27 protein-coding genes and 1 tRNA gene are annotated in these 23,726 nt (G+C 65.1%); 19 read left to right on the top strand and 9 right to left on the bottom strand.

The window, feature by feature from the left end:
- Position 1: 1 nt before the first annotated feature.
- Positions 2–217 carry a TOBE domain-containing protein gene (locus HV675_RS14230; protein ID WP_175111559.1) on the top strand — a complete coding sequence of 72 codons (216 nt, stop codon included), beginning with the start codon at positions 2–4 and terminating at the stop codon, positions 215–217.
- A gap of 83 nt (positions 218–300) precedes the next feature.
- Here HV675_RS14230 and HV675_RS14225 read toward each other — a convergent pair whose 3' ends face one another.
- On the bottom strand, positions 301–492 hold the full coding sequence (locus HV675_RS14225; protein ID WP_246270276.1) for a hypothetical protein: 192 nt from the start codon (positions 490–492) through the stop codon (positions 301–303).
- Positions 493–784: 292 nt separating this feature from the next.
- Here HV675_RS14225 and HV675_RS14220 point away from each other — a divergent pair, with 292 nt between their 5' ends.
- Both HV675_RS14220 and HV675_RS14215 read left to right on the top strand, forming a co-directional pair.
- The gene (locus HV675_RS14220; RefSeq protein ID WP_175111557.1) at positions 785–985 is read left to right on the top strand and encodes a hypothetical protein; all 201 of its coding nucleotides are present in this window, start codon (positions 785–787) and stop codon (positions 983–985) included.
- A 104-nt stretch (positions 986–1,089) separates the two neighbouring features.
- Positions 1,090–1,341 carry a DUF6566 family protein gene (locus HV675_RS14215; RefSeq protein WP_175111556.1) on the top strand — a complete coding sequence of 84 codons (252 nt, stop codon included), beginning with the start codon at positions 1,090–1,092 and terminating at the stop codon, positions 1,339–1,341.
- A gap of 93 nt (positions 1,342–1,434) precedes the next feature.
- On the opposite strand, the gene HV675_RS14210 is transcribed toward HV675_RS14215, so the two are convergent.
- On the bottom strand, positions 1,435–1,713 hold the full coding sequence (locus HV675_RS14210; protein ID WP_175111623.1) for a hypothetical protein: 279 nt from the start codon (positions 1,711–1,713) through the stop codon (positions 1,435–1,437).
- 322 nt (positions 1,714–2,035) lie between these two features.
- Here HV675_RS14210 and dusA point away from each other — a divergent pair, with 322 nt between their 5' ends.
- The 4 genes from dusA (at position 2,036) to HV675_RS14190 (ending at position 4,301) form a co-directional block, all read left to right on the top strand.
- Complete coding sequence (dusA, locus tag HV675_RS14205; RefSeq protein ID WP_175111555.1) at positions 2,036–3,070, top strand: tRNA dihydrouridine(20/20a) synthase DusA; 1,035 nt, start codon at positions 2,036–2,038, stop codon at positions 3,068–3,070.
- Positions 3,071–3,158: 88 nt separating this feature from the next.
- Positions 3,159–3,234, top strand: a tRNA-His gene (locus HV675_RS14200).
- A 200-nt stretch (positions 3,235–3,434) separates the two neighbouring features.
- On the top strand, positions 3,435–3,806 hold the full coding sequence (locus HV675_RS14195; RefSeq protein ID WP_175111554.1) for a phage protein NinX family protein: 372 nt from the start codon (positions 3,435–3,437) through the stop codon (positions 3,804–3,806).
- A 201-nt stretch (positions 3,807–4,007) separates the two neighbouring features.
- Positions 4,008–4,301: a hypothetical protein gene (locus HV675_RS14190; RefSeq protein ID WP_175111553.1), complete on the top strand. Its 294-nt coding sequence runs from the start codon at positions 4,008–4,010 to the stop codon at positions 4,299–4,301.
- 284 nt (positions 4,302–4,585) lie between these two features.
- On the opposite strand, the gene HV675_RS14185 is transcribed toward HV675_RS14190, so the two are convergent.
- Complete coding sequence (locus HV675_RS14185; protein WP_175111552.1) at positions 4,586–4,801, bottom strand: DUF3820 family protein; 216 nt, start codon at positions 4,799–4,801, stop codon at positions 4,586–4,588.
- Complete coding sequence (locus HV675_RS14180) at positions 4,798–6,240, bottom strand: MFS transporter (protein ID WP_175111551.1); 1,443 nt, start codon at positions 6,238–6,240, stop codon at positions 4,798–4,800. Before HV675_RS14180 ends, HV675_RS14185 begins: the two co-directional genes overlap by 4 nt.
- 365 nt (positions 6,241–6,605) lie before the next feature.
- Here HV675_RS14180 and mnmH point away from each other — a divergent pair, with 365 nt between their 5' ends.
- From mnmH to HV675_RS14165, 3 genes are all read left to right on the top strand, one after another.
- A complete protein-coding gene (mnmH, locus tag HV675_RS14175; RefSeq protein ID WP_175111550.1) occupies positions 6,606–7,691 on the top strand; it encodes a tRNA 2-selenouridine(34) synthase MnmH in 1,086 nt (361 codons plus the stop codon).
- Between the two features lie 202 nt (positions 7,692–7,893).
- The gene (locus HV675_RS14170) at positions 7,894–8,946 is read left to right on the top strand and encodes a permease (RefSeq protein ID WP_175111549.1); all 1,053 of its coding nucleotides are present in this window, start codon (positions 7,894–7,896) and stop codon (positions 8,944–8,946) included.
- A 581-nt stretch (positions 8,947–9,527) separates the two neighbouring features.
- A complete protein-coding gene (locus tag HV675_RS14165) occupies positions 9,528–9,950 on the top strand; it encodes a hypothetical protein (RefSeq protein WP_175111548.1) in 423 nt (140 codons plus the stop codon).
- A gap of 76 nt (positions 9,951–10,026) precedes the next feature.
- Here HV675_RS14165 and HV675_RS14160 read toward each other — a convergent pair whose 3' ends face one another.
- Positions 10,027–10,857: an ABC transporter permease gene (locus HV675_RS14160; protein WP_175111547.1), complete on the bottom strand. Its 831-nt coding sequence runs from the start codon at positions 10,855–10,857 to the stop codon at positions 10,027–10,029.
- A gap of 2 nt (positions 10,858–10,859) precedes the next feature.
- On the bottom strand, positions 10,860–11,774 hold the full coding sequence (gene nodI / locus HV675_RS14155) for a nodulation factor ABC transporter ATP-binding protein NodI (RefSeq protein WP_175111546.1): 915 nt from the start codon (positions 11,772–11,774) through the stop codon (positions 10,860–10,862).
- A gap of 370 nt (positions 11,775–12,144) precedes the next feature.
- Between nodI and HV675_RS14150 the strand changes: the two genes are divergently transcribed.
- A complete protein-coding gene (locus HV675_RS14150; protein WP_175111545.1) occupies positions 12,145–12,636 on the top strand; it encodes a universal stress protein in 492 nt (163 codons plus the stop codon).
- Between the two features lie 46 nt (positions 12,637–12,682).
- On the opposite strand, the gene HV675_RS14145 is transcribed toward HV675_RS14150, so the two are convergent.
- The 3 genes from HV675_RS14145 to lexA all read right to left on the bottom strand — a co-directional run bounded on the left by HV675_RS14145 (position 12,683) and on the right by lexA (position 14,602).
- Positions 12,683–13,306, bottom strand: coding sequence for a DUF2939 domain-containing protein (locus HV675_RS14145; RefSeq protein WP_377700652.1), 624 nt, complete (start codon positions 13,304–13,306; stop codon positions 12,683–12,685).
- Positions 13,307–13,483: 177 nt separating this feature from the next.
- On the bottom strand, positions 13,484–13,861 hold the full coding sequence (locus HV675_RS14140; RefSeq protein ID WP_175111621.1) for a hypothetical protein: 378 nt from the start codon (positions 13,859–13,861) through the stop codon (positions 13,484–13,486).
- Between the two features lie 90 nt (positions 13,862–13,951).
- Positions 13,952–14,602, bottom strand: coding sequence for a transcriptional repressor LexA (gene lexA / locus HV675_RS14135; protein ID WP_175111544.1), 651 nt, complete (start codon positions 14,600–14,602; stop codon positions 13,952–13,954).
- Positions 14,603–14,922: 320 nt separating this feature from the next.
- On the opposite strand from lexA, the gene HV675_RS14130 reads away from it, so the two are divergent.
- The 8 genes from HV675_RS14130 to HV675_RS14095 all read left to right on the top strand — a co-directional run bounded on the left by HV675_RS14130 (position 14,923) and on the right by HV675_RS14095 (position 23,686).
- The gene (locus HV675_RS14130) at positions 14,923–15,984 is read left to right on the top strand and encodes a sulfate ABC transporter substrate-binding protein (protein WP_175111543.1); all 1,062 of its coding nucleotides are present in this window, start codon (positions 14,923–14,925) and stop codon (positions 15,982–15,984) included.
- A 124-nt stretch (positions 15,985–16,108) separates the two neighbouring features.
- On the top strand, positions 16,109–17,005 hold the full coding sequence (gene cysT / locus HV675_RS14125; protein WP_175111542.1) for a sulfate ABC transporter permease subunit CysT: 897 nt from the start codon (positions 16,109–16,111) through the stop codon (positions 17,003–17,005).
- On the top strand, positions 17,002–18,012 hold the full coding sequence (gene cysW / locus HV675_RS14120; protein WP_175111541.1) for a sulfate ABC transporter permease subunit CysW: 1,011 nt from the start codon (positions 17,002–17,004) through the stop codon (positions 18,010–18,012). Before cysT ends, cysW begins: the two co-directional genes overlap by 4 nt.
- Positions 18,013–18,025: 13 nt before the next feature.
- Positions 18,026–19,087, top strand: a complete 1,062-nt coding sequence (locus HV675_RS14115) for a sulfate/molybdate ABC transporter ATP-binding protein (RefSeq protein WP_175111540.1) — start codon at positions 18,026–18,028, stop codon at positions 19,085–19,087.
- A 95-nt stretch (positions 19,088–19,182) separates the two neighbouring features.
- Positions 19,183–20,109: a CysB family HTH-type transcriptional regulator gene (locus tag HV675_RS14110; RefSeq protein ID WP_175111539.1), complete on the top strand. Its 927-nt coding sequence runs from the start codon at positions 19,183–19,185 to the stop codon at positions 20,107–20,109.
- A gap of 248 nt (positions 20,110–20,357) precedes the next feature.
- Positions 20,358–21,404: an asparaginase gene (locus HV675_RS14105; protein WP_175111538.1), complete on the top strand. Its 1,047-nt coding sequence runs from the start codon at positions 20,358–20,360 to the stop codon at positions 21,402–21,404.
- Positions 21,405–21,626: 222 nt separating this feature from the next.
- Positions 21,627–22,949 (top strand): FAD-binding oxidoreductase, encoded by a 1,323-nt coding sequence (locus HV675_RS14100; RefSeq protein WP_175111537.1) that lies wholly within the window; start codon positions 21,627–21,629, stop codon positions 22,947–22,949.
- Entirely contained in the window at positions 22,946–23,686 is a 741-nt protein-coding gene (locus HV675_RS14095; RefSeq protein WP_175111536.1) for an SDR family oxidoreductase, read from the top strand. The genes HV675_RS14100 and HV675_RS14095 overlap by 4 nt, the downstream gene beginning before the upstream one ends.
- The last annotated feature ends 40 nt before the right edge of the window (positions 23,687–23,726 follow it).

Raw genomic sequence — 23,726 nt, 5'->3', positions numbered from 1 at the left:
CATGAGCATCGCCGCAATCAACGTTCGCAATCAGTTCAAAGGCAAAATCAAGGAGATCATCCGCGGTCCGGTCGTCTCGGAGGTCGATGTCGAGACGCCGTTCGGCATCGTGACGTCGGTGATCACCACGCGCTCGATCGATGAGCTCGAACTTGTGCAGGGCGCCGAGGTGATCGCGCTCGTGAAGTCGACTGAAGTATCGATCGCGCGGCTTTGACGCGCTTTGCGCCGCGCGCATCGAGCATCATCGCATCGAGCGTCGCGGCGAAGCGCGCGTGTTTGAACGCGGGGTCGTATCCGCTACTTCGCATTGGCCGCGCTGGCGGGGGGATCGTGCATCATCCTGTCGTTGGTCGGCTTGCGCGGTTTCTTGACGGGCATATTGTCCGGATTGTCGGAGCCGCCCGACGCCTCCGACGGCGGCTTGACCATCGATGCGCCGCGACCTTGCGCCGGCGCAGTCTGCGCCGACACTGCGCTGCTCGCTGACATGACGGCGCCCAGCACGGCGGCTGTGGCGAGCGCCGACGCTATCGGCCTGAATCCGTTCATTGCGATCCTCCTCCCGGGTGAGTGCCCGGTTTCCCGATCATGTTCCGTTGGGTGCGCGGATGCCCCGCCGGTTCCCTCGCAGACTTTGTGCCGCACCGGGAATCTCTCGATTTACCGGGACGCATCACGTGCATGCACGTCGGCTTCCGCCCGGCAAGCGTCGCTGGAAGTGCTAGCATGAGTTGAGCAACGGCGGCGAACGAAGGTCATTCCTCAGCTTGCGGAGGTTGCCATGATGAAAGCTCTGAGTTCCGGCGCGATCGACGCGCTGCGGCATCTGAATGACAAACAGGCCGGCGCGGCGCCGGCGCCGTTACCGGCTCAGGTGGCGGCCGAACTGCTGGGCGCGGGATTAGTCGCGAAGGCGGGCGGCAGCGACGCCGTTGAAATTACCTGCGACGGCAGGAAGTATCTGTCCGGCGATTGCGATTGATGCGCGGCAGGGGCGCCGCCTGACCGGCGGCGCATGACGGGTCGCCGCGGTGCGCGCCGCGGAGAGTGTGTGACAGGCATGCGTTGCGTGCAGGAGAGCCGGACATGGAGCCAAGCGGGCTCGACATGGGCGACTATCAGGAGCGCTACAAGGAATACGACATCGAGGTCGCGGTCGAGCAGGTGCTGACCGGCGTCAAGGCGCACTTCAGGGTGTTGAAAGCAGGTGTCGTAGCGTTGGACTGGCGGCTCGTGCATGTCGATCGCTTCTGGCCGACCGAACGGGCCGCGGCGCAAGCCGCGCTGCATGCCGCGCGCGACGCAATCGACAGCGGCATCGCCGCAGCGCGAGATTGACGCACAAAAAAACCGGGCGTTCGATTCGAACGCCCGGTTCCGATTTGCTGCGAGAGTCTGAGCGGCTCTGCCGGCTGGCCTGGCGGCTGTGGCTTAGTGGCCCTTGAACACCGGCTCGTCTGTCGGCGTCGTTTGTGCCGTACGGTTGCCCGTTTGGGTGTCGCCCGAACGCACGCCGCCGTATGCGACCACGTTGTCGTCGGCTTGCTGGCGCTCTGCAGCCAGCGTTTGTGCGCTTTGGCCACGTTGCGACGCCGGTGCGCCGATCTGCGGACGATACGACGGATCCGGGCCCATGCCGCTTGCAAAAGCGGGTGCTGCAACAGCGGCGGAAGCGGCGATAAGAGCAGCAGCGATCAGTTTGGTCTTCATGGTGACAACCTCCATAAGTTTCGATTCGGAAAGACGTCGCGTGGATTGCTTTGCGAAAGGATGCAGCGACATCGTTGGAGCGCAGTGTATACCCTTACTATCGAAAATTTGTGCGCGATATCTCGAAATTACTATTCTGTCAATCGAAACAATCCCTCGGCCTTATCCGGCGGGGGTTGCAAGGTTGCCGGCCGCAATATTCCAACGGGAACGCTATCCAATTATTGAGAAATGCAGGGTCGGTAAAGGAATGCGACGCGGCGGGCCGAGGCCGCGCTACGGTAAAATGGCGAGTTGATTTCGCTTTCTGGCACCATTTTTTATGCTTTCAAGTCAAGCCGTGCGGCCTCGCCGCGTGAGCGTCGCGCCGATGATGGACTGGACCGATCGGCACTGCCGCTATTTCCATCGCACGATTTCGCGTCATACGTGGCTGTACACCGAGATGGTCACCACCGGTGCGCTGATCCACGGCGACGTTGCGCGTCATCTCGCGTTTACCGCGGATGAAGCGCCCGTCGCGCTGCAGCTCGGCGGCAGCGAACCCGCGGATCTCGCGCGTTCGGCACGCCTCGGCGAACAATGGGGATACGACGAGATCAATCTGAATTGCGGCTGCCCGTCCGAGCGCGTGCAGCGCGGCGCGTTCGGTGCGTGTCTGATGAACGAGCCGCAGCTCGTGGCCGACTGCGTGAAGGCGATGCGCGATGCGGTGTCGGTGCCGGTCACGGTCAAGCATCGGATCGGTGTCGACGCGGTGGAGCACTATGAGTTCGTGCGCGACTTCGTCGGCACAATTGCCGATGCGGGGTGCAATGTGTTTATCGTGCATGCGCGCAATGCGATTCTCAAAGGACTCAGCCCGAAGGAGAATCGCGAAATTCCGCCGCTCAAATACGAATACGCGTACCGCCTGAAGCGCGATTTCCCGGATCTCGAGATCATCATCAACGGCGGTATCAAGACACTCGATGAAGTCGAGCTGCACCTGCAGCACGTCGATGGCGTGATGCTCGGGCGCGAGGCTTATCACCATCCTTATCTGCTCGCGGGTGTCGATGCGCGTTTCTATGGCGCGACGGCTGCGGCGCCGACGCGCGATGAAGTGGAGACGAAGCTGATCGAATACTGTGCGGCCGAGCTCGCGCGCGGCACCTATCCCGGCGCGATCGTGCGGCATGCGCTCGGTCTGTATCGCGGCGTGGCCGGTGCGCGCGGCTGGCGCCGCGTGTTGTCCGATAGCCGCAAGCTCGCGGCGCGCGACCTCGCGATCTTCGATGAAGCACGCCAGCATTTGCGTGAACCGATCGAACGGGACAGCGCCTGGCAAAGCGCCGCGATCGAAATGTTGGAATAAAGGGCTAGGCAAACGCAGATCGTGTTTGTATAATCTCGCTTCTTCATCGGCGAGCCAGTTCTAGGCAAGCCAAGCAGATTTTCCAGTGGTGGCTGTAGCTCAGTTGGTAGAGTCCAGGATTGTGATTCCTGTCGTCGTGGGTTCGAGTCCCATCAGCCACCCCATATACATTCCCCGTAAGGTTCAGCTTCGATAGACTTCGCATGCTATGCGGTCGCATCGTCACGCTGTCGCGTGGAAGTCCTTATGCGCGCAGCGCGCGGTAGTGCACTACGCAAGCCACTATCGGCATCCGCTTCCAACAAAAGCTACTATTGACGTCTGGATGTTTGCCGCCGAACCGAACGGCCAAAGGGGAGAATCAATGAACGTTGCCGATCTGGAAGGTCCGTTGCTCGACTATTGGGTTGCGCGCGTCGCGCAGTTGCCCAAGCCGCGCGTCGACGATGGCTTTTGCTGGATCGAGGAGCCGGCATGCGATGGCGACCCGGCCGGCGCGCTCGAAGCTGCGTTCGCCCCATCGACGGACTGGACCCATGGCGGCGCGATTATCGAGCGCGCGCATATCTGTATCGGCTATTCGCAAGCACACGCATGGGGCGCCGGCGCGACGGACGAAGCACCGCGTTTTCGCTGCCATGGCGCGACGCCTCTGGTTGCCGCGATGCGTTACTACGTCGCAACGCAGTTCGGCGACGTAGTGCCCGACGAATCTGAACCGGCGGCGGCCGGCTAGAACGGAACTGCGCCGCCGCGCGAGAACCTCGCCTTCGCGTCGAGTCAGCCAGGCGAAGCCGGTTCGATCGTGCATTGAGCCATCGGCCGCTGAATGTCGCACGACGTTACGCTGCCGACGCTGACGAAGTGCCCATCACGCGCGTATCAAGCCGAACCCGCATGCTAGGATTCCTGAAGAATCGTCACCCGGGAGCCGAACATGTGGGACCGCATCGAGCACAACGGTTACGAAGTCTGGGTGTTGCCGGTACTCGCCTATGGGCCGCCGGCGCCCGATACGCTCTGGCATTACACCGCCTATTTCTGCCGGCACGGCGCAGACGCGCATCTGGCCGGTCAGAGCACGCGTTTTCAGGAAATGGTCACGACCTTTCGCAGCGAAGATGAAGCACGCGACGCAGGCTATGCGGAAGGGCGCCGGCTCGTCGACCTGTTGCCGCGACCCGGCCCGCACGGCGTGGCGGCAGGTGGCGTCGGTCAGGTCGCCGGGTAGCCGCCGCGAGACGGGTGGCCGCCCAAGGCCCAGCGCTTCGGCGCCAACCCGATCAGTACCGCACGCCGCCCAGCCCATCGACGAAAAAAAACCCCGCCGAAATTTTTGGAGCGGGGCTGCGCATGAAAAAGGTTCCTTGGAGATCAAGCGCGTGACTACAGTATCCGCTTAAAAGATGGATTTCAACCCGTGCAAGATGACAAACTGTTACCAAACAGCGGTCTTCAGTCGGCTTCGTGTCGGGATCGCGGCAGTTTTCGTTCATTCAGCGGGATTCGGCCGGGCTATGTGCGGCGGCGCAGCGGTTCCAGCAGCGATTTGAGCCCGTTGTGATCGATCTCATGCATCAACGCGAGCAGCCGCCCGATTTCGCCGGGCGGAAAGCCCTCTCGCGCAAACCAGTTCAGATAGTGGCCCGGCAGGTCGGCGATCACGCGGTCCTTGTATTTGCCGAACGGCATCACGCGCGTGACGAGCAGTTCGAGGTCTTCGGTCTTCATCGTGTCGCCTCGGTCCGCGTGGGGCGATGTCCACTGACATGTGCACCGGCGCGGGTATCGAGCCCAAACACGTCGAAGATCGACGCGAGCCCGACCGCCGCAACCAGCAGAAACGCGACGCTGAAGTCGGCAGCGGTGACCGACTGCGCATCGTGCCCATGAACCCACGCGGCCACACGCAGCGCGATCGCGCCGAGTGCGACGCCCATGCCGAGCGTCAGTTGCTGGACCGTGCTCGATAGCGTCGAGGCGCCGCTCATCTGCGGTTTCGGCACGTCGGCAAAACTCAAGGTGTTGATCGCGCTGAACTGCAGCGAACGTACGAGCCCGCTTGCGAACAGCACCGCGAAGATAATCCAGTACGGCGTATCGGGCAGGAGCAGGCTCATCGCGGCGAGCGACATGGCGGCCAGCACGCCGTTGGCGAGCAGCACCGCGCGAAAGCCGAAGCGCCGCATCACCTGCGTCGCGACGAGTTTCATCGACAGGTTGCCGGCGAACACCGCGAGCGTCAGCAGGCCCGAGCGAAACGCGTTCATGCCGAAGCCGAGCTGGAACATCAGCGGCAGCAGAAACGGCACCGCGCTGACCGAAACTCGGAACAGCGACCCGCCCGCCATCGATACCGCGAACGTCTTCACGCGCAGCGCGCTCAGATCGATGACCGGATGCGGCGTGCGCCGTACGTGAACCAGCGCGGCTGCGCCCGCTGCGAGTCCGCCGGCAAGAAACGCGAGTGCTTGCGACCAGCGCGTATCGACGCGGCCGAGCAGTTCCATCGCGTACATGATCGCGGTGCCGGACACGCCGCACAGCACGAACCCGAGGCTGTCGAACGGCCGCCGTTCGCTGTCGCCGGCCGCGTGGATAAAACGCCATGCAAGCACGATGCCGATCAGACCGAGCGGCAGGTTCACATAGAAGATCCAGCGCCACGACGAATAGGTCGTGATGAACCCGCCAAGCGGCGGCCCGATGACGGGCGCCGCGAGTCCCGGCCACGTGATGATCGCGAGGGCGCGCATCAGGTCTTCTTTAGGCGTCGCGCGCAGCACCGCGAGCCGGCCGACGGGCACCATCATCGCGCCGCCGATGCCTTGCACGATGCGCGCCGCCGTGAAGCTGACAAGGCCGTCGGTCATCCCGCAGGCGACCGACGCCACGGTGAAGACGGCGAGCGCGGCGGTGAATACGTTGCGCACGCCGAAGCGGTCCGCCGCCCAGCCGCTGATCGGAATGAACACCGCGAGCGTCAGCAGATACGACGTGATGCCGATGCTCAGATCGACCGGATGCACGCCGAATGAGTGCGCCATTTGCGGGAGCGCGGTCGCGATGATCGTGCCGTCGAGGTTCTCCATAAAGAACGCGGCCGCGACGAGCATCACGATCAGCGACGAGTCTTCTGAACGTGCGGCTGCGGACGGCGAATCTGACATCGGAAGGTGCTCCGGCTGATCGGGTGAGAATGGGAGATTGCAAACCGGTGGAAAAACATGCGCCGCACAGGTGGCGCACAGGCGACAACAGGCGACAAACAAGCGGCACTCATGCAGCACCCGCGCAGCACCCGCGCAGCACGCCCGCGGCAAATTCGCCGAACACGAATTCGCGATGCATCGCGGGCCGTGCCGTTCGAACGGCCACCGGAGCGACATTTTACTGATCGGCGCTGTTTTCGTCGCGTGACCGTGTTCGTCGGCAAGCGGCACACGCATGAGATAATGACAGACTTACGACTGGCCGGCCCCGGCGCAAGCGACGCTTGCGCGTGGATACGCCTCATCATTTTCGCGTTGCCAAATTGAAAAGTCTGCTTGCGCCGCTCGCTGAAATCGCGCGCTTCGATGAAATCGTCGACGTGCGCACGCCGCTCGAATTCGCCGAAGATCACATTCCAGGTGCGATCAACGTGCCGGTGTTGTCGAACGAAGAGCGCGTGATTGTCGGCACGATGTACAAGCAGGTGTCGCCGTACGAGGCAACCCGCCACGGCGCCGCACTCGTGATGCGCAATATTGCCCAGCATCTGGACACGACCTTTGCCGACCGGCCGCGCAACTGGCGACCGCTGATCTACTGCTGGCGCGGCGGCAAGCGCTCCGGATCCATGACAACGATGTTCAACATGATCGGCTGGCAGGCGCGGCAGCTGGACGGCGGCTACAAGACCTACCGCCGCTCGGTGGTCGAGAAGCTCGCGGCATGGCCGCAGCGTTTCGACTATATCGCGCTCATCGGCCATACGGGCACCGGCAAGACGCGGCTGCTGCATGCATTGCGCGACGCCGGCGCCCAGGTGCTCGAACTCGAAGGCCTCGCATGCCATCGCGGTTCGCTGCTCGGCGCATGGCCCGACCGGCCGCAACCGTCGCAAAAGGCCTTCGACAGCGCGCTGATCGTCGCGCTCGCGCAATTCGATCCGGCGCGGCCGGTGTTCGTCGAAGCCGAAAGCCGGCGCATCGGCGCGATCACCTTGCCCGATGCGCTGCTCGAACGGTTTCGGCGCGGCACGTGTGTCGAGATTCGCGCCGCGCTCGACGAGCGGGTCGCGTTCCTGCTCGAAGACTACGCGCATCTGTTCGACGATCCGGCCAGATTCAAGCGGCAGCTCGACCCGCTGATCGGATTGCATAGCCGCGAGCAGGTGATGCGCTGGCAGCAGCTGATCGATGAAAACGCGCGCAGCGAACTGTTTTACGAACTGCTCGAACGGCACTACGATCCGGCGTATCAGCGCAGTTGCCGGCAGCACTTCAGCCAGCTCGCGCATGCCCGGCAATTCACGTTCAGGCCGACCGCCGCTGATCCGGTGAACCAGGCGCAAGCGCTGCTTGCACAGTTGCCGGCCGGCGTCGATGAAGCGAGGATCGTGCATGCATCGACATAGCGCACGCATGCACGGCGCATCCGGCCGACCCGGCTCGCCGCAGGGGTTAGCCAGACAATAAAAAGGCAGCGCGCTGACGCGGGCGCCGTAGCGGGTACAGCGGGTGCGCGCGGCGTACGCGTTGAGCGCCAACAGGAAGCATGCGGAAAACAGGCAGACAAACAAACGAATTCACCTACAACAACATCAGAGGACAACCCAGATGAACACCACGCGACAAGCTCCCCCGGCGCCGGGGTGGCCGATCTTCCTGTTGCTCGCAATCGCGGGACTCTTTTATGTGAAATGGTTTCCGTACTATCACCGCGCATTTACTGCGGCGTCGACGCATTCGATCGGCACGTCGATCCTGATGGGCAGCGCGGCGCGTCCGCCCGCGCCGTCGGTGGCCGCCGCGCTCGGCTATGCATGGGCGTACGGCAAGGCGATCTGGCAGGCGATGGTGCTCGGCTTGCTGCTCGGCTCCGCAGTGCAGGCGCTGTTGCCGGCCCACTGGGTCGCGAAGGTGCTCGGCAAGACGGGCTTCGGCAGTGTCGCGGCGGGTGGTCTGCTGGCGATCCCCGGCATGATGTGCACGTGCTGCGCGGCGCCGGTCGTCGTCGGGCTGCGCGAGCGCGAGGCGTCGCCAGGCGGCGCGATTGCGTTCTGGCTCGGCAACTCGGTGCTCAATCCGGCCACGCTCGTGTTCATGGGGTTCGTGCTCGGTTGGCAATGGGCGGGCTTGCGGCTTGCGCTCGGCGCCTTGCTGGTGTTCGGCATCGGTTATCTGGTGAACCGGCTTGTGACGCCCGCCGAATCGCGCGCGGCTGACGCACGTCTGGCCGAACTGATCACGCGTCAGCAGGCGGGCAACGCATTCGCGCGGTGGCTGTCGATCCTCGCGCGCATGGCGGTGCGCCTCGTGCCGGAATATGTGGTGCTGATCCTGCTGCTCGGCGCGGCGCGCGCGTGGCTCTTTCCGCAGATCGGTCCGGCGATCGGCAACGACATCGGCTGGATCGTCGCATTTGCGGTGGCCGGTATGCTGTTTGTGATTCCGACCGCAGGCGAAGTGCCGATCATCCAGGCGATGCTGACGCTCGGCATGGGCGTCGGCCCCGCCGGTGCGCTGCTGATGACCTTGCCGCCGGTCAGCGTGCCGTCCCTCGTGATGCTCGCACGTTCGTTCCGGCCGCGCGTGCTGACGATCGTCGCCGTGTCGGTGGTGGGGTTCGGCATCGTGGCGGGCGGGCTCGCGGTCGCGCTCGGCTTGTGAGCAAGGCGCAGGACGATTGGCGAAGCGGGCGGCGAACTGCGCTGTGAAGTAGGCTGTCAGGCCGGGTGTGCAGTAGGCTGTGCGGCAGGGCCGAGAGGCAGTCTGTGAAGCAGGGCCGAGAAGCAGGCCCGAGAAGCAGGCCCGAGAAGCAGGCCCGAGAAGCAGGCCCGAGAAGCAGGCCCGTGAAGCAGCCCGTGAAGCGACATTGAGAAGCAAGGTTGTGACGCAGATCGCGAAGCAAGCCGCGGCGCGCGCTATCGAAATGGACAGTTCAGCAAGTCGCAAAGCACGTTCTGCGGCACGTCTTGAAACGTGCTGTTACACGTGCGCGATTGAAGCGCGATTGAAGCGCGATTCGGCCCGGCGCGGACGGCCGGGCGGAGTCGTGCAGTGCAGCATCGGGAAGCGCTGTAAAGCGGTTGGAAACCGTTTCAGCCGGTTTCAACGGTTTCAGCGCGTTTCAAGCCGCTTCCAACGGCCGAATCTCGAACTAAACTGGGGTGAACCGGTGTGCTCGGGGGAGGGCAGCCCGGTACGGCGAGTATTGACAGTCAAGAAGACGATCCAACTCAGGACATCGCATGGCGCAACAGAAGACCAATCCGAAGCTCGAGCAGGCGCTCACGCGTGGCGACCTTGCAATCCGCCAGGCCAATTCGGCGCGCGCGACCGCGTTGCTGCGGGCGCTCGGCAAGATGATCGTCGATGCATCGGCGACCATCGGCGTCGAGGTATCCACACTGATCCCGGACGGCGACCGCATCTACGACCCCGCCGACGGCGTCTGGCCGCAGGTGTTGCTGATCTCGCTCGACGGCCCGGTCGAAGAGGCCGATCCCGACGAAGTGCGCAAGGTGCGGCTGATAGCCGACGATCCAGGCACGGTGTTTCGCGTCGAATGGCAGCGCGCGGACGGCAAGGTCGGGCGCCAGGACGGCGGACCGTTCGCGACCGTCGCCTTTATCTCCGACGTCGATATCCCGTGGTCGGACGACGAAGACTGACGAATCGCGGCCGGCGTCGGGCTGCGTCCAGGCGAGCCGACGTGCATGGAGACGGCTCGCGCAACGGCGGCCGCCGCTACCGCATCATGCGCCGCCGCAGCAGCACCGCTGAAATCAGAAACGGCACGATCACGTAGACCGCGAGCACCGTGACGTGCAGCACCGCGCCGTCGAACGGCCGGTTCAGCATCGCGGCCCGGATCAGGTCGACCGCATGCGCGAGCGGCAGCAGCTGGGCCGCATATTGCGCGGCCGGCGGCAGCTGCGCGATCGGAAAGAACACGCCCGAGAGCAGCAGCATCGGCGTGAGCACCAGCGTCTGATAGAACATGAAGAAGTCGTACGACGGCGCGAGCGCGGTGACGATCATCGCGAGGCTCGCGAACGCGAGGCCGACCAGCGCGATCACCGGCAACGCGACGAGCGTCGACGGCAAGCGCGCATAGCCGAGCAGGCCCGCGACGATCAGAATCGCCACGCCGGACAGCACCGCCTTGCTCGCCGCCCAGACAATCTCCCCGAGCACGATGTCGCCGAGCGTGAGCGGCGTATGCATGATCGCTTCCCACGTGCGCTGCACGTGCATTCTCGAAAAGCCCGAGTACATCGACTCGAAGCTCGCCGACATCATCACGCTCGAGGCGACCGTGCCCGCCGCGAGAAAGGCGATGTACGACACGCCGTCGACGCGTCCGACCATCAGCCCGAGCCCGAAGCCGAGACCGAACAGATAGATCATCGGATCGGCGAGATTGCCGAACATCGACGCGAGCGCGAGCTTACGCCACACCAGGTAGTTGCGCCGCCACACCGCGACCCAGTTGTACGGATTGGCGGGCAGCGCGGCGAAGCGTTTGCGCATCGGCTTGAGCGGGCGATCGGGCGTGTCGTATGAGCGGGCGTCCATGGTCAATCCTGCATCTCGCGGCCGGTGAGCCGCAGAAACACGTCTTCGAGGTTCGCGGGGCGGTGCAGATAGCGCAGATCGTCGCGCTGCTTGAGCCGCGCGAGCACGGGCTGCGGATCGTCGACATAGCAGAAGAGCGTCTCGCCGCTGATGTCGATGCGTACCGCGAATGGCGCGAGTTCGTCGCGCAGCGCGAGCGGATCGGGGCCGTACACTTCGATCACGTCGCAGCCGATCTCGGAGGCGATCAGCGCCTTCGGTGCGCCCTCGGCGATCTTGCGGCCTTCTTCGATCACGCACAGCCGGTCGCACAGGCGCTCGGCTTCCTCCATGAAATGCGTGGTCAGGAGAATCGTCTTGCCGCGCGACAGCAGCGAGCGCAGCCGTTCCCAGATCAGATGACGCGCCTGCGGATCGAGGCCGGTGGTGGGCTCGTCCATGACCAGCACATCGGGGTCGTTGACGAGCGCGCGCGCAAGCGTGAGGCGCCGCTTCATGCCGCCCGACAGCTCGGCGACGCGCGCATCGGCCTTGCTTTCGAGCCGCGCGAATTCGAGCAGCGACGGCACGAGCGCGCGCGTCTGCGCAGCGCTGAGACCGAAGTAGCGGCCGAACACCAGCAGATTCTCGCGGACCGTGAAGTCCGGATCGAGATTGTCGAATTGCGGGACCACACCGACGCGCGCGCGGGCGATGCGCGAACGCGCGGGGATCGGTTCGCCGCACAGGCGAATCGAGCCGGCGTCGGGCGCGGCGATGCCGAGCAGCATACGCAGCGTGGTGGTCTTGCCGGCGCCGTTCGGGCCGAGCAGTCCGAAGCATTCGCCGACGCGCACGTCGAACGACAGGCCGTCGACCACCTTTCGGCCGCCGTAGTGTTTTTCGACTCGATGAAATTCGATCGCGGCTTCGGGCATGGGCGAATGGTCTGATGACGGTAGTCGGATGCGGCGGCGAACATCGCTGAAGCGCCTGATGGCACGATAGCGAAACTGCGAACGCCGACCGTGAGCCTCGACGAATTGAGGCGCTAAAGGAACCTGCGGCGGCGCTTTGCATCGTGCACCGGTGGCCTGCCGCAGTTGGCGCTCCGAAGAGGTGCCTATTCTAGGCCATGGCCAGGGCGCGCCGCGCAGCCGCCACACGCGCGCCGCGGCTTTCTTGCGCTGCGGCATCCCGGCCCGGACGTGCTGTTGCGCACTTAGCGTTTTCCATCCCTTGCAAGCGCAATTGCGGCGCACCATGATTGACTCGACGTCCGCGATCGGCGCGGGAGGGAGAACCACCATGGCGAGCTACCAGAAGATTCTGCTGTGCTACGACGGCTCGCGCGAAGGCCGCAAGGCGCTGCGCTGCGGAGCGGACCTCGCGCTGGATCTGAAGGCGCAGACGCATCTGCTGTCGGTGGTCGACATGCGCTCGAGCATCGCGCAAAGTGCGGGCCTGCTCACCGATGTCGCGTGCGGCAGCTTCGAGAAGACGGCGCGCGATATTCTGCAGGAAGGCGTCGACTGGCTGACCGAGCGTGGTGTGCAGGCGCAGGGGCATTTCGCGTTCGGTCATCCGATCGACGAGATCGCGGCGCTTGCGGAAGAGTTGAAGGTCGATCTGGTCGTGGTCGGCCATCGCTGCCGGCACGGCCTGTCGCGCTGGTGGATGGGCGCGGGCAATACGCCGCTGCTCGATCGCGTGTCGTGCAGCATTCTCGTCGCCTGTTCGTCACCCGACGAGCAGCCGTCTGCTGTGGCGTCCGGAGAGGCCGCCCGGGCAGCAGACTGACAGGCGCACCGGCATAAGGGGCGGACCCGAGGACCGGCCGGCCGCCTCAGCCGTTCAGATCGACGGCCGCGAGCTTCCAGGTGAAGAGCCCCGCACGGCGGAAGATCGCCGCATAACGCGTGTCGCCGACGCCGTGCTGATACGTGACGACGAATTCGTTGATGCCGCGGTAGGCGGCCGTGGTTTGCGGCGGCTGGGGCGGTTGAGGCGGGTGAGGCGGTTGCGACGGGTTGTCCGCCGGTGGCGCGGACGGTCGCGCCGAGGAGGGCTCCGCCGCAGTCTGACCATTGTCGGTTGACGCCGGCGCGTCGGGCGGAGGCGGCGGGCGCTCGCCGGGTTCACCGCGCGGCGGCATGCCGTTCAGTAACGCGGCGACGCCGTCCGGCGTCGCATACGCGTCGACCCATGGCCCGATCAACGCGACGCCGATCATCGCACCTAGCGCGGCAAGCGGATTGCCGTGACTTTCGGCGTCAAGCCTGCGCTTGAGCAGCCCGCCCAGTTGTTCCTTGAGACTTTCGCGAAGCGATGGAAAGTCCACGTACTGGTTCACCGTTGCGGCATCACGCGCATCGGCCGCGCGTTTCAGTCGGTCGAGGGCAATATACGGCGATGCATAGACGAATGCCAATGCAACCAGAACGACAATCGCAACCAGCGAAACCAGCATCGGTCGCCTGATGCTGCCGTTCATGCCGCGAACCATGCGGCCGTTTATCGCGCGTGCCGCGCGGTCTGTGCGAATCGTCATCGTGCAGGATGTTCCTTCCAATGGGGGGGATTAACGTGGACCCCATTTACGCCAAAACGATCCCGCATGGTATGTCGATGCCGGCGCACGCGCGAATCAGGCGGCTTGACCGGCGGCATGTTCCTCGGCGATGCAGCGGTCGATCATGCGGCACACCGCGTCGAACGTGCCGACCATGATGAGCCGCGACGGCCCATGATAGACGCGCACCGGCGCACGCCGCGCCGGTTCGGTGTTCAGCCCGGAATTGAGCGACACGCGTGCGAACGCCGGCAACGAAGACGGCAGTGACGACGGTTGTGCCGCAGGCGTCAAAGCCGCTGCGGCCATGGCCCGCTCATGCTCGTCGAGATCGAACAGGGAAGCCGTGTGCGGCGTGCGGGCGGCGTCGAGGGGCGCGCACGGCGCAAGATTGCGCAAGTGGCGCAGACGACCGAACTGGCGAAAGGGCAGCAAGCGGGCAAGGCGTTCCATGAATCTCTCCGGACGATCTAGACGAGTAGCCGTGGGCGGCGCCGGGTAGCGGCTCAAAGGAGCCGTTACCCGCGCAGACCCGCGGGAGTATCAGAATTCGGTTGGCCGGATCAGGCCGACCGCGATGCCTTCGAGCGCGAAATCCGCGCTGCCGGCCTCGACGAAGATGTTTTCGTAATCGGGGTTTTCGGCGATCAGTTCGATGCCGTTCGGCCGGCGCTTCAGGCGCTTGACCGTCACGTCGTCGCCAAGACGCGCGATGATGATCTGGCCGTCGTTCGCTTCGCTGCGCTTTTGCACCGCGAGCAGGTCGCCATCGAGAATGCCGGCGTCGCGCATCGACAGGCCGCGCACCTTCAGCAGGTAGTCCGGCTTGCTCGAGAAGAGCGCCGGGTCGCACGCGTAATGCTGCGCGATATGCTCCTGCGCGAGGATCGGGCTACCGGCCGCGACCCGGCCGACCAGCGGCAGCGACAACTGCATCAGCGCCGCATGCGGCAGCGTGAACTGATGCGGCGCGTCGTCCTGCCCGGCGAGCAGCCGGATGCCGCGCGATGCGCCGGCGGCCAGTTCGATCACACCCTTGCGGGCCAGCGCCCGCAGATGCTCCTCCGCCGAGTTCGCCGAGCTGAAGCCCAGCTCGGCCGCGATTTCGGCGCGCGTGGGCGGAAAGCCGCTGCGCTCGATGGCGCGGCGGATCAGATCGAAAACCTGCTGCTGACGTGCGGTGAGTTTGGTCATGGCGCCACTGTATGTATGAACAGGTGACTGTATTTTTATACAGTATCCGCAGTAATTCAAGCTTTACTTTAAGTTCGCCCGCCGCGCGCTTCGCCGCCTGTCGCAAAAACGCCGATTACCGACGCTCGAATAGCCGAATTCGCGCTGCAACACCGCGTCCGGCTGTCATTACCACTTTTGCGTATTAAAAAATGAAGAAACATTATTTTTAATGATGAAGCCGCGCGGATAGACTGGCCGCAAATCAACACAGGCACGGCGGACAAGGGCGGCACGCCGCTACCGCGCGCTTGTGGATCACCGATAAGCGGAGAACAGAAATGATCAACGGCAGCACGGGGTGGGCGGCACGCGCGCAGACGCGCACGGCGGCGCGCACGAAAAGATTCTTCGCCTGGCTGGCCGTCAGTGCGGTTGCGGCACTAGGCGTCGCGACGCAGGCGCATGCTGATACGACGCTGCTCAACGTGTCGTACGACCCGACGCGCGAGCTGTACCAGGACATCAACGCGGCTTTCGGCAAACAATGGAAGGCGCAAACCGGCGAGTCGGTGACCTTCAAGCAATCGCATGGCGGCTCGGGCGCGCAGGCGCGTTCGGTGCTCGACGGCCTGCAGGCGGACGTCGTGACACTCGCGCTCGCATACGACATCGACGCGCTCGCCAGCAAGGGTCTCGTGGACAAGGACTGGCAGAAGCGTCTGCCGGACAACGCGTCGCCGTACACGTCGACGATCGTCTTCCTCGTGCGCAAGGGCAACCCGAAGCACATCAGGGACTGGGACGATCTGGTGAAGCCGGGCGTGTCGATCGTGACGCCGAACCCGAAGACCTCGGGCGGCGCGCGCTGGAACTATCTGGCCGCATGGGCGTACGCGCTGAAACAGCCGGGCGGCAATGAGCAGAAGGCGAAAGAGTTCGTGTCGAGGCTGTACAGGAACGCGGGCGTGCTCGACTCCGGCGCGCGCGGCGCGACGACCAGCTTCGTGCAGCGCGGCATCGGCGACGTGCTGATCGCGTGGGAAAACGAGGCGTTTCTGTCGCAGAAGGAGTTCGGGTCGGACAAGTTCGAGATTGTCGTGCCGTCGGTGAGCATTCTCGCGGAACCGCCGGTCGCGGTGGTCGACAAAGTGGTCGACCGGCACGGCACGCGCAAGCTGGCCGACGCGTATCTGAACTTTCTGTATAGCGAGGAGGGGCAGGAAATCGCCGCGAAGAATTTCTACCGTCCGCGTTCGGACAAGGTGCCAGCGGCGCTGACCGCGAAGTTTCCGAAGCTGAAGCTCTACACGGTCGACGATACGTTCGGCGGCTGGGCGAACGCGCAGAAAACACACTTTGCCGATGGCGGCGTGTTCGATTCGATCTATCAGCCGCAGTAGTTCCGCCGCGGCGGATGCGGTCAGGCAGGCGCGCCTTCGGGCGCGCTTTTGAGCTTCTTCACGAGGCTTGCGCAGCGAGGCCTGCGCACCGCACCCTGGGCACAACCTGGAAAGAGTATTGAGCATGACGACGTTGACCTTCCGCAAGCCGAGCGCGTTGCCCGGCTTCGGCCTCACACTCGGTATCACGGTGGCGTATCTGAGCCTCGTGGTGCTGATTCCACTCGCGTCCACCTTCCTGAAGACGGCGACGCTCGACTGGAGCCAGTTCGTGCGCGCGGTCGCATCGCCGCGCGTGCTCGCATCGTACCGGCTGACGTTTTGCGCGGCGCTGGGCGGCGCGCTGATCAACGCGGTGTTCGGCTTTCTGGTCGCGTGGGTGCTGACCCGCTATACGTTCCCGTTCAAGCGCATCGTCGATGCGATCGTCGATCTGCCGTTCGCGCTGCCGACCTCGGTCGCGGGCATTTCGCTCGCCGCGGTCTACGCGGGCAACGGCTGGATCGGCCAGTTTCTCGAACCGCTCGGCATCAAGATCGCGTTCACGCCGGCCGGCGTGCTGGTCGCGTTGACGTTTATCGGCTTGCCGTTCGTGGTGCGCACGGTGCAGCCGGTGCTCGAAGAGTTCGAGCGAGAGCAGGAGGAGGCGGCCGCGTGCCTCGGCGCATCGCGCTGGCTGACCTTCCGGCGCGTCGTGCTGCCGGCGGTGTTTCCCGCGCTGTTGACCGGCTTCGCACTCGCGTTCGCGCGGGCGCTCGGCGAGTACGGTTCGGTGATCTTTATCGCGGGCAATGTGCCGATGAAGTCTGAAATCACGTCGCTGCTGATCATCACGAAGCTCGAGCAATACGACTATGCAGGCGCGACGTCGATTGCGGTCGTGATGCTGGTGGTGTCGTTCCTGATGCTGCTCTTTATCAATACGCTGCAGTGGTACCTGCGGCGCCGCACGAGCCGCAGCGCGGCGCCGGCGGCGCCCGCTCATGCAGTAGCCGCCGCAGCGGACGGAGGTGCGCGATGAGCGACGATTCCGTCGTGCTGTCGAATACGCGTCGCCCGGCTGCGCGGGCGGCTCGCCGCGACGACCCGGTCAGCGAGTCGCGCGCGGTCCGCTGGATACTGACGGGCATCGCGCTGCTGTTTCTCGTGCTGTTTCTTGTCGTGCCGCTCGCCGCGGTGTTTTATCAGGCGCTCAGCAAGGGTCTCGCGTTCTATCTGGAAGCGCTCGCCGATCCGGATGCGCTGTCCGCAATCAAATTGACGTTGCTGACCGCGGTCATCGCGGTGCCGCTCAACCTGGCGTTCGGGCTCGCGGCGTCGTGGTGTATCGCGAAGTTCGAGTTCCGCGGCAAGGCGCTGCTGACGACGCTGATCGATCTGCCGTTTTCGGTGTCGCCGGTCATTGCCGGCTTGATCTACGTGCTGATGTTCGGCGCACAGGGCTGGTTCGGCCCGTGGCTGCAGGCGCACAACGTGGAGATCGTGTTCGCGGTGCCCGGCATCGTGCTCGCGACCGTATTCGTCACGTTTCCGTTTGTCGCGCGCGAGCTGATTCCGCTGATGCAGGCGCAAGGCACCGATGAAGAAGAAGCCGCGCATGTGCTCGGCGCGACGGGCTGGCAGATCTTTCGCCGCGTGACGCTGCCGAACGTGAAATGGGGCCTGCTGTACGGCGTGATTCTGTGCAATGCGCGTGCGATGGGCGAGTTCGGCGCGGTGTCGGTGGTGTCGGGTCATATTCGCGGCCAGACCGACACGATGCCGCTGCACGTCGAAATTCTCTACAACGAATACAACTTCTCGGCGGCGTTCGCCGTGGCGTCGCTGCTCGCGTTGCTCGCGCTGGTGACGCTTGCGCTCAAGCTGCTTGCCGAGCGTCATATGGCCGCGGACGTGTCGTCGCAGCGCGCCGATGCGCAGGCGGCAAACGTTGCTGCTGCCGCCGTGCCCGGTTCCACGGGTTCCGCGGGTTCCGCAGCACAGGCGGCGCCGTCCGGCGCGGCCGCTGCCGGCCGCCAGGTCCAATAAGGAGTCGCATCAGATGGGTATCACCGTTCGTAATCTGCACAAGCGCTTCGGCGACTTCACCGCGCTCGACAACGTGTCGCTCGATTTCCCGCCCGGCGAGCTGGTCGCGCTGCTCGGGCCGTCCGGTTGCGGCAAGACCACGCTGCTGCGCGTGATTGCCGGCCTCGAGTTCGCGGACGCGGGACAGGTCGTGCTGCAGGGACAGGATGTCGCCGATGTGCGCGCGCGCGAGCGCCAGGTCGGCTTCGTGTTCCAGCACTACGCGCTGTTCCGGCATATGACGGTCTTCGAGAATGTCGCTTTCGGCCTGCGCGTGAAGCCGCGCAACGAGCGGCCGTCCGACGCGGTGATTCGCGAGAAGGTGCACGAGCTGCTCAAGCTCGTGCAACTCGACTGGCTCGCGCCGCGCTATCCGTCGGAGCTGTCGGGCGGGCAGCGCCAGCGCATCGCGCTGGCGCGTGCGCTGGCGGTCGAGCCGAAAGTGTTGCTGCTCGACGAGCCGTTCGGTGCGCTCGACGCGAAGGTGCGCAAGGAGTTGCGCGGCTGGTTGCGCCGCCTGCACGACGATCTGCATATTTCGACCATCTTCGTCACGCATGACCAGGAAGAAGCGCTCGAAGTCGCGGACCGTATCGTCGTGATGAATCACGGACATGTCGAACAGGTCGGTGGTCCGCAGGATGTGTACGACCATCCGCAGACGTCGTTTGTCTACGAGTTTCTCGGTGCGGCGAACCGGCTGCGTGGCAGCGTCGGCAAAGCGGGCTTCGTCGCGGACGGCGCCGCGCAGCCGATCGCCGTCGATGCGGGCTTCGAAGGCCCGGCGCTCGCGTATGTGCGTCCGCACGATCTCGTGCTGTATGGCGAGGCGGGCGGCCGTCGCGATGGCATCGCGCTCGGCGTGCGGCGTGTCGTGACGCTTGGCGGCGCGGTGCGCGTCGAGCTGGAAGGGCTCGACGCGACGGTGCTCGAAGCGGAGCTCGATCGCGAAGCGTGGCGCGAATTGCAGCTCGCGGTCGGCGACGCGGTCACCGCGGTGCCGCGCACGCTGCGCGTGTTCCCCGCACAGCGGTAAAGGCGAGCGGCGGCCTGCACCGCCGCGGCTCGCGCGATGTCCTCTTTCAATACCAATTTCACTTCGCGCGCGTCGTCGCAGCGATGGAGACAACAATGAACTTCCAGCAGTTGCGCTTCGTGCGCGAGGCCGTGCGCCAGAACATGAACCTGACCGAAGTCGCGAACGTGCTGTACACGTCGCAGTCGGGCGTGTCGAAACAGATCAAGGACCTCGAGGACGAACTCGGCGTCGATATCTTTATTCGCCGCGGCAAGCGGCTCACCGGTCTGACCGAGCCGGGCAAGGCGGTGCATCAGCTGATCGAGCGGATGCTGCTCGATGCGGAAAACCTGCGGCGTGTCGCCCGGCAATATGCGGATCAGGACAACGGCCACCTCGTCGTCGCGACCACGCACACGCAGGCGCGCTATGCGCTGCCGAAAGTGATCCGTCAGTTCACCGACGTGTTCCCGAAAGTGCATCTCGCGCTGCGCCAGGGCAACCCGCAGCAGATCGCGCAGATGATCATCAACGGCGAAGCGGATATCGGTATCTCGACCGAAGCGCTCGACCGGTATCCGGACATCGTCACGTTCCCGTGCTATTCGTGGCATCACGTGGTCGTCGTGCCGAAGGACCATCCGCTCGTCGGCCGCGCGAACCTGACGCTCGAGGAGATTGCCGAATATCCGATCGTCACGTACGACCAGGACTTCACCGGCCGCTCGCATGTGGACCAGGCGTTCACGAAGGCGGGCGCGATGCCCGACGTCGTGCTGACCGCGATCGATGCCGACGTGATCAAGACCTATGTCGAGCTCGGCATGGGCGTGGGCATTGTCGCGGCGATGGCGTTCGATCCGAAACGCGACAGCGAGCTCGTCGCGCTCGATACGCAACATCTGTTCGAAGCGAGCACGACGCGCGTCGGCCTGCGCAAAGGCGCGTTCCTGCGCGCTTATGCGTACCGCCTGATCGAGATGTTCGCACCGCAATTGAACGAAGCGGAAATCGCGGCGCAATTGCGGGAAGTGGCTTGAGCGTGGCGTGGTGGTGGCGTCGTAGCGGCTTGATTGACGCCCGGTAGCCGGGCTGCAGCCGGGTAGTTGCCTGATGATAGCTGCCCGGCAATGGCGTGATTGGCGCGGCGCCGCGCGTGCAGCTTGTTTGCGCGATGCCGGTTGGTCCGCCGCCGCACACCGCTGCCGCCATCCGGTATTGCGGCTGTACGGTGACAGGCCCGCGGCGCAGGCGAGCGCTCGTATGCGCATCGCTTACAATCGCCGCCATGAATACCTCTTCTTCCTCGTCCTTTTCCTCCGCGCCGCCGCGCGTGCTGTCGCGCATCGCGGTGCTCGCGACGGGCGGCACGATCGCCGGCTCGGCGCACGATGCAACCCGCACCGCGGGCTACCAGGCGGGTGTCGTCGGCGTGGCGCAACTGCTTGCGGCGGTGCCGGCGCTGTCGACGCTTGCGAACATCCACGCGGAGCAGGTCGCGAGCATCGATAGCAAGGACATGTCGCTCGCGCTGTGGACGACGCTCGTGCAACGGGTCAACGCGCTGCTCGCAACCGACGCGGTCGACGGCATCGTGATTACGCACGGCACCGACACGCTCGAAGAAACCGCGTATCTGTTGCATCTGACCGTGCAGAGCACGAAGCCTGTGGTGCTGACCGCGGCGATGCGGCCGTCGACCGCGCTGTCGGCAGACGGGCCGCTGAACCTGCTCAATGCGGTGAGCGTCGCGGCGAATCGCGCGGCACACGGGCAGGGCGTGCTGGTCGCGTTTAACAACCGGATCCACAGCGCGCGCGACGTCGTGAAGACGAGCACCTTCGCCGTCGACGCATTTCATTCGCCGGAAGTCGGCGCACTCGGCTGGGTGCAAGACGAGCGGGTCGAATTTCTGCGCGGTGTCCTGCGGCCTCACACGGTGTCGACCGGACTGACGATCGAACCCGTCGCAGCCGATGGATGGCCGATGGTGGAAATTGTCGCGAGTTATGCGGGGGCGACGCGCTTGCAAGTCGATGCGCTGGTGCAGGCCGGTGTGCGCGGCATCGTCGTGGCGGGCACGGGCAACGGTTCGATGCACGTGTCGCTGCAGCAGGCGCTTGCCGATGCGCTCGCGCGGGGCGTCGCAGTCGTGCGCGCGTCGCGCGTGGGATCGGGCCATGTGATGCACAATGGCGCCGCGCCGGATGACGCGCTCGGCTTCGTCACCGCGAACTCGTTGAATCCTTACAAGGCGCGTGTGCTGCTGATGCTGGCGCTCGCGGCCGGCCATGCCGGGCCGGCGGAATTGCAACGGGCGTTCGACCTGTTCTGACCCGTTCGGTAACGGCGGCGCGCTGCGCAGGCTCGTCGTAGCGACGCACGGCGCCGGCTCACGGTATCTTCAGCGGCCCGACCCGGGCCGCCTCGCTGCCGCCACGGTCACACGACTTTCCTTCTCCGGCCGCCGGACTTTCTTCAGCCTTTGTGCTGCAACCCACGGTCACGCCTTTGCGTCGCCGCTACCATCGCGCTCATTCGGACCACGGTCGAGCCCATGAGCGCGTCGAAGCTGCAGTCGTGGGGGCACTATCCTCACGCGCCCCAATCGAGCCACCCGTTAGCGTGGCGCGACGCGATCCAGGCGGAACTGGAGCGCGTGAGCGCGCGCTTCGGCACGACGCTCGCGTTCGGCAACGGCCGCAGCTACGGCGACAGCTGCCTCGCGGCAACCGACCATGTGCTGCATATGCGCGCCGTCGGCCGCTTTATCAGCGCGGACTGGACGAACGGCGTACTCAGGGCCGAAGCGGGCGTGACGCTCGGCGACGTGCTCGCGCTGTCGGTGCCGCGCGGCTGGATGCTGCCGGTCACGCCCGGCACGCAGTTCGTGACGCTCGCCGGCGCGGTGGCCAATGACGTCCATGGCAAAAACCATCACGTGCGCGGCACCTTTGGGCGGCACGTGCGGCGTTTTTCGCTGCTGCGCTCGGACCGCGCCCCCGCTGAATGCGCGCCCGGTGAAAACGACGAACTGTTTCGCGCGACGATCGGCGGCCTCGGTCTCACCGGCGTGATCGAGTGGGTCGAAATCCAGTTGATGCCGGTGCAGTCGAGCCGCATCTCGACCACGTCGATCCGCTTCGACAATCTCGACGGTTTTTTCGCGCTGTCGAACGAACTCGATCCGCAGCATGAATACGGTGTCGCGTGGGTCGATTGCCTTGCAAACGGCGCGGCGCTCGGGCGCGGTCTCTATATGTGCGGCGACCACGCGACGCACGGCGATCTGTCGATGCCCGCGGCGCGCGTGCGCACCGTGCCGTTCGCGCTGCCGCTATCGCTGATCAACCGCTATACGTTAAAGCCGTTCAACGCGCTGTATTACCGGCGTCAACGACAGCGCAGCGCACATGCGGATGTCGATCTGATCCGCTTCCTGTATCCGCTCGACAGCATCCTGCACTGGAACCGCATCTACGGCCAGCGCGGTTTCCAGCAGCATCAGTGCGTAATTCCTGAAGCGGCCGCGCGTGACGCGCTCAAAGCGATTCTCGCGGCAATTGCGCACAGCGGCTCGGGCTCGTTTCTCGCGGTGCTCAAGCGTTGCGGCGCGCTCGCGTCGCCAGGTCTGCTCTCGTTTCCGATGCAAGGCGTGTCGCTCGCACTGGATTTTCCTCAACACGCGCGCCGCAACGATGCGCTCTTTCAACGGCTCGACGCGATCGTCAGCGAAGCGGGCGGCCGTCAATATCCAGCGAAAGATGCGCATATGAGCGGCGCATGTTTTCGCGCTGCGTATCCGGCGTGGCACCAACTCGAACGCAATCGCGATCCGGCCTTGATGTCGCGATTCTGGCAACGGACCACACAGTCATGAAGAATGTTCTGATCGTCGGCGGCTCGTCCGCCATCGCGGCCGCCTGCGCGCGGCGTTGGGCGGAGCAGGGCGCCAACCTGTTCCTGACCGGCCGTCAGCCGTTGCGGCTCGACGCCGTGGCGCAGGATCTGCGCGTGCGCGGCGCGGGCAATGTGCTGACCCATGTGCTCGACATGAATGATCATCTGCAGCATCCGGCGATGCTCGACGCATGCCGCCGCGCGCTGGGGAGTATCGATATCGTGCTGATCGCGCACGGTTCGCTGCCCGATCAGACACAGTGCGAGCGCGACGTCGGCGCCGCGTTGCACGAACTGTCGACCAACGCGATCTCGACGATCGCCCTGCTTACGCTGCTGGCGGGCCTGTTAGAAAGCCAGCGCAGCGGCACGCTCGCGGTGATCGCGTCGGTGGCGGGCGACCGCGGCCGGCCGTCGAACTATGTGTACGGCGCGGCGAAAGCGGCGGTCGCGACCTTCTGCGAAGGTCTGCGCGCGCGCCTCTTCAAATCCGGCGTACGCGTGCTGACGATCAAACCAGGCTTCGTCGATACGCCGATGACAGCGGGCCTGTCGCTGCCGGGCCCGCTGGTCGCGTCGCCGGAGCGGGTTGCGGCCGATATCGTGCGCGCGGTCGAGCGCGGCAAGGATGCGCTGTACACGCCGTGGTTCTGGAGCGGCATCATGCTGGTCATCCGCGCGCTGCCGGGCTTCGTTTTCAAACGGGTGTCGCTGTGAAGCGGCCGGCGCTATGCAGACCACACCGGACGCTTGCGTG

It is taken from the genome of Paraburkholderia solisilvae (assembly GCF_902859875.1).
Lineage (GTDB): Bacteria > Pseudomonadota > Gammaproteobacteria > Burkholderiales > Burkholderiaceae > Paraburkholderia > Paraburkholderia solisilvae.
The sequence above is the reverse complement of the archived record's forward strand: the minus strand, read 5'-3'. Positions and strand labels throughout refer to the sequence as shown.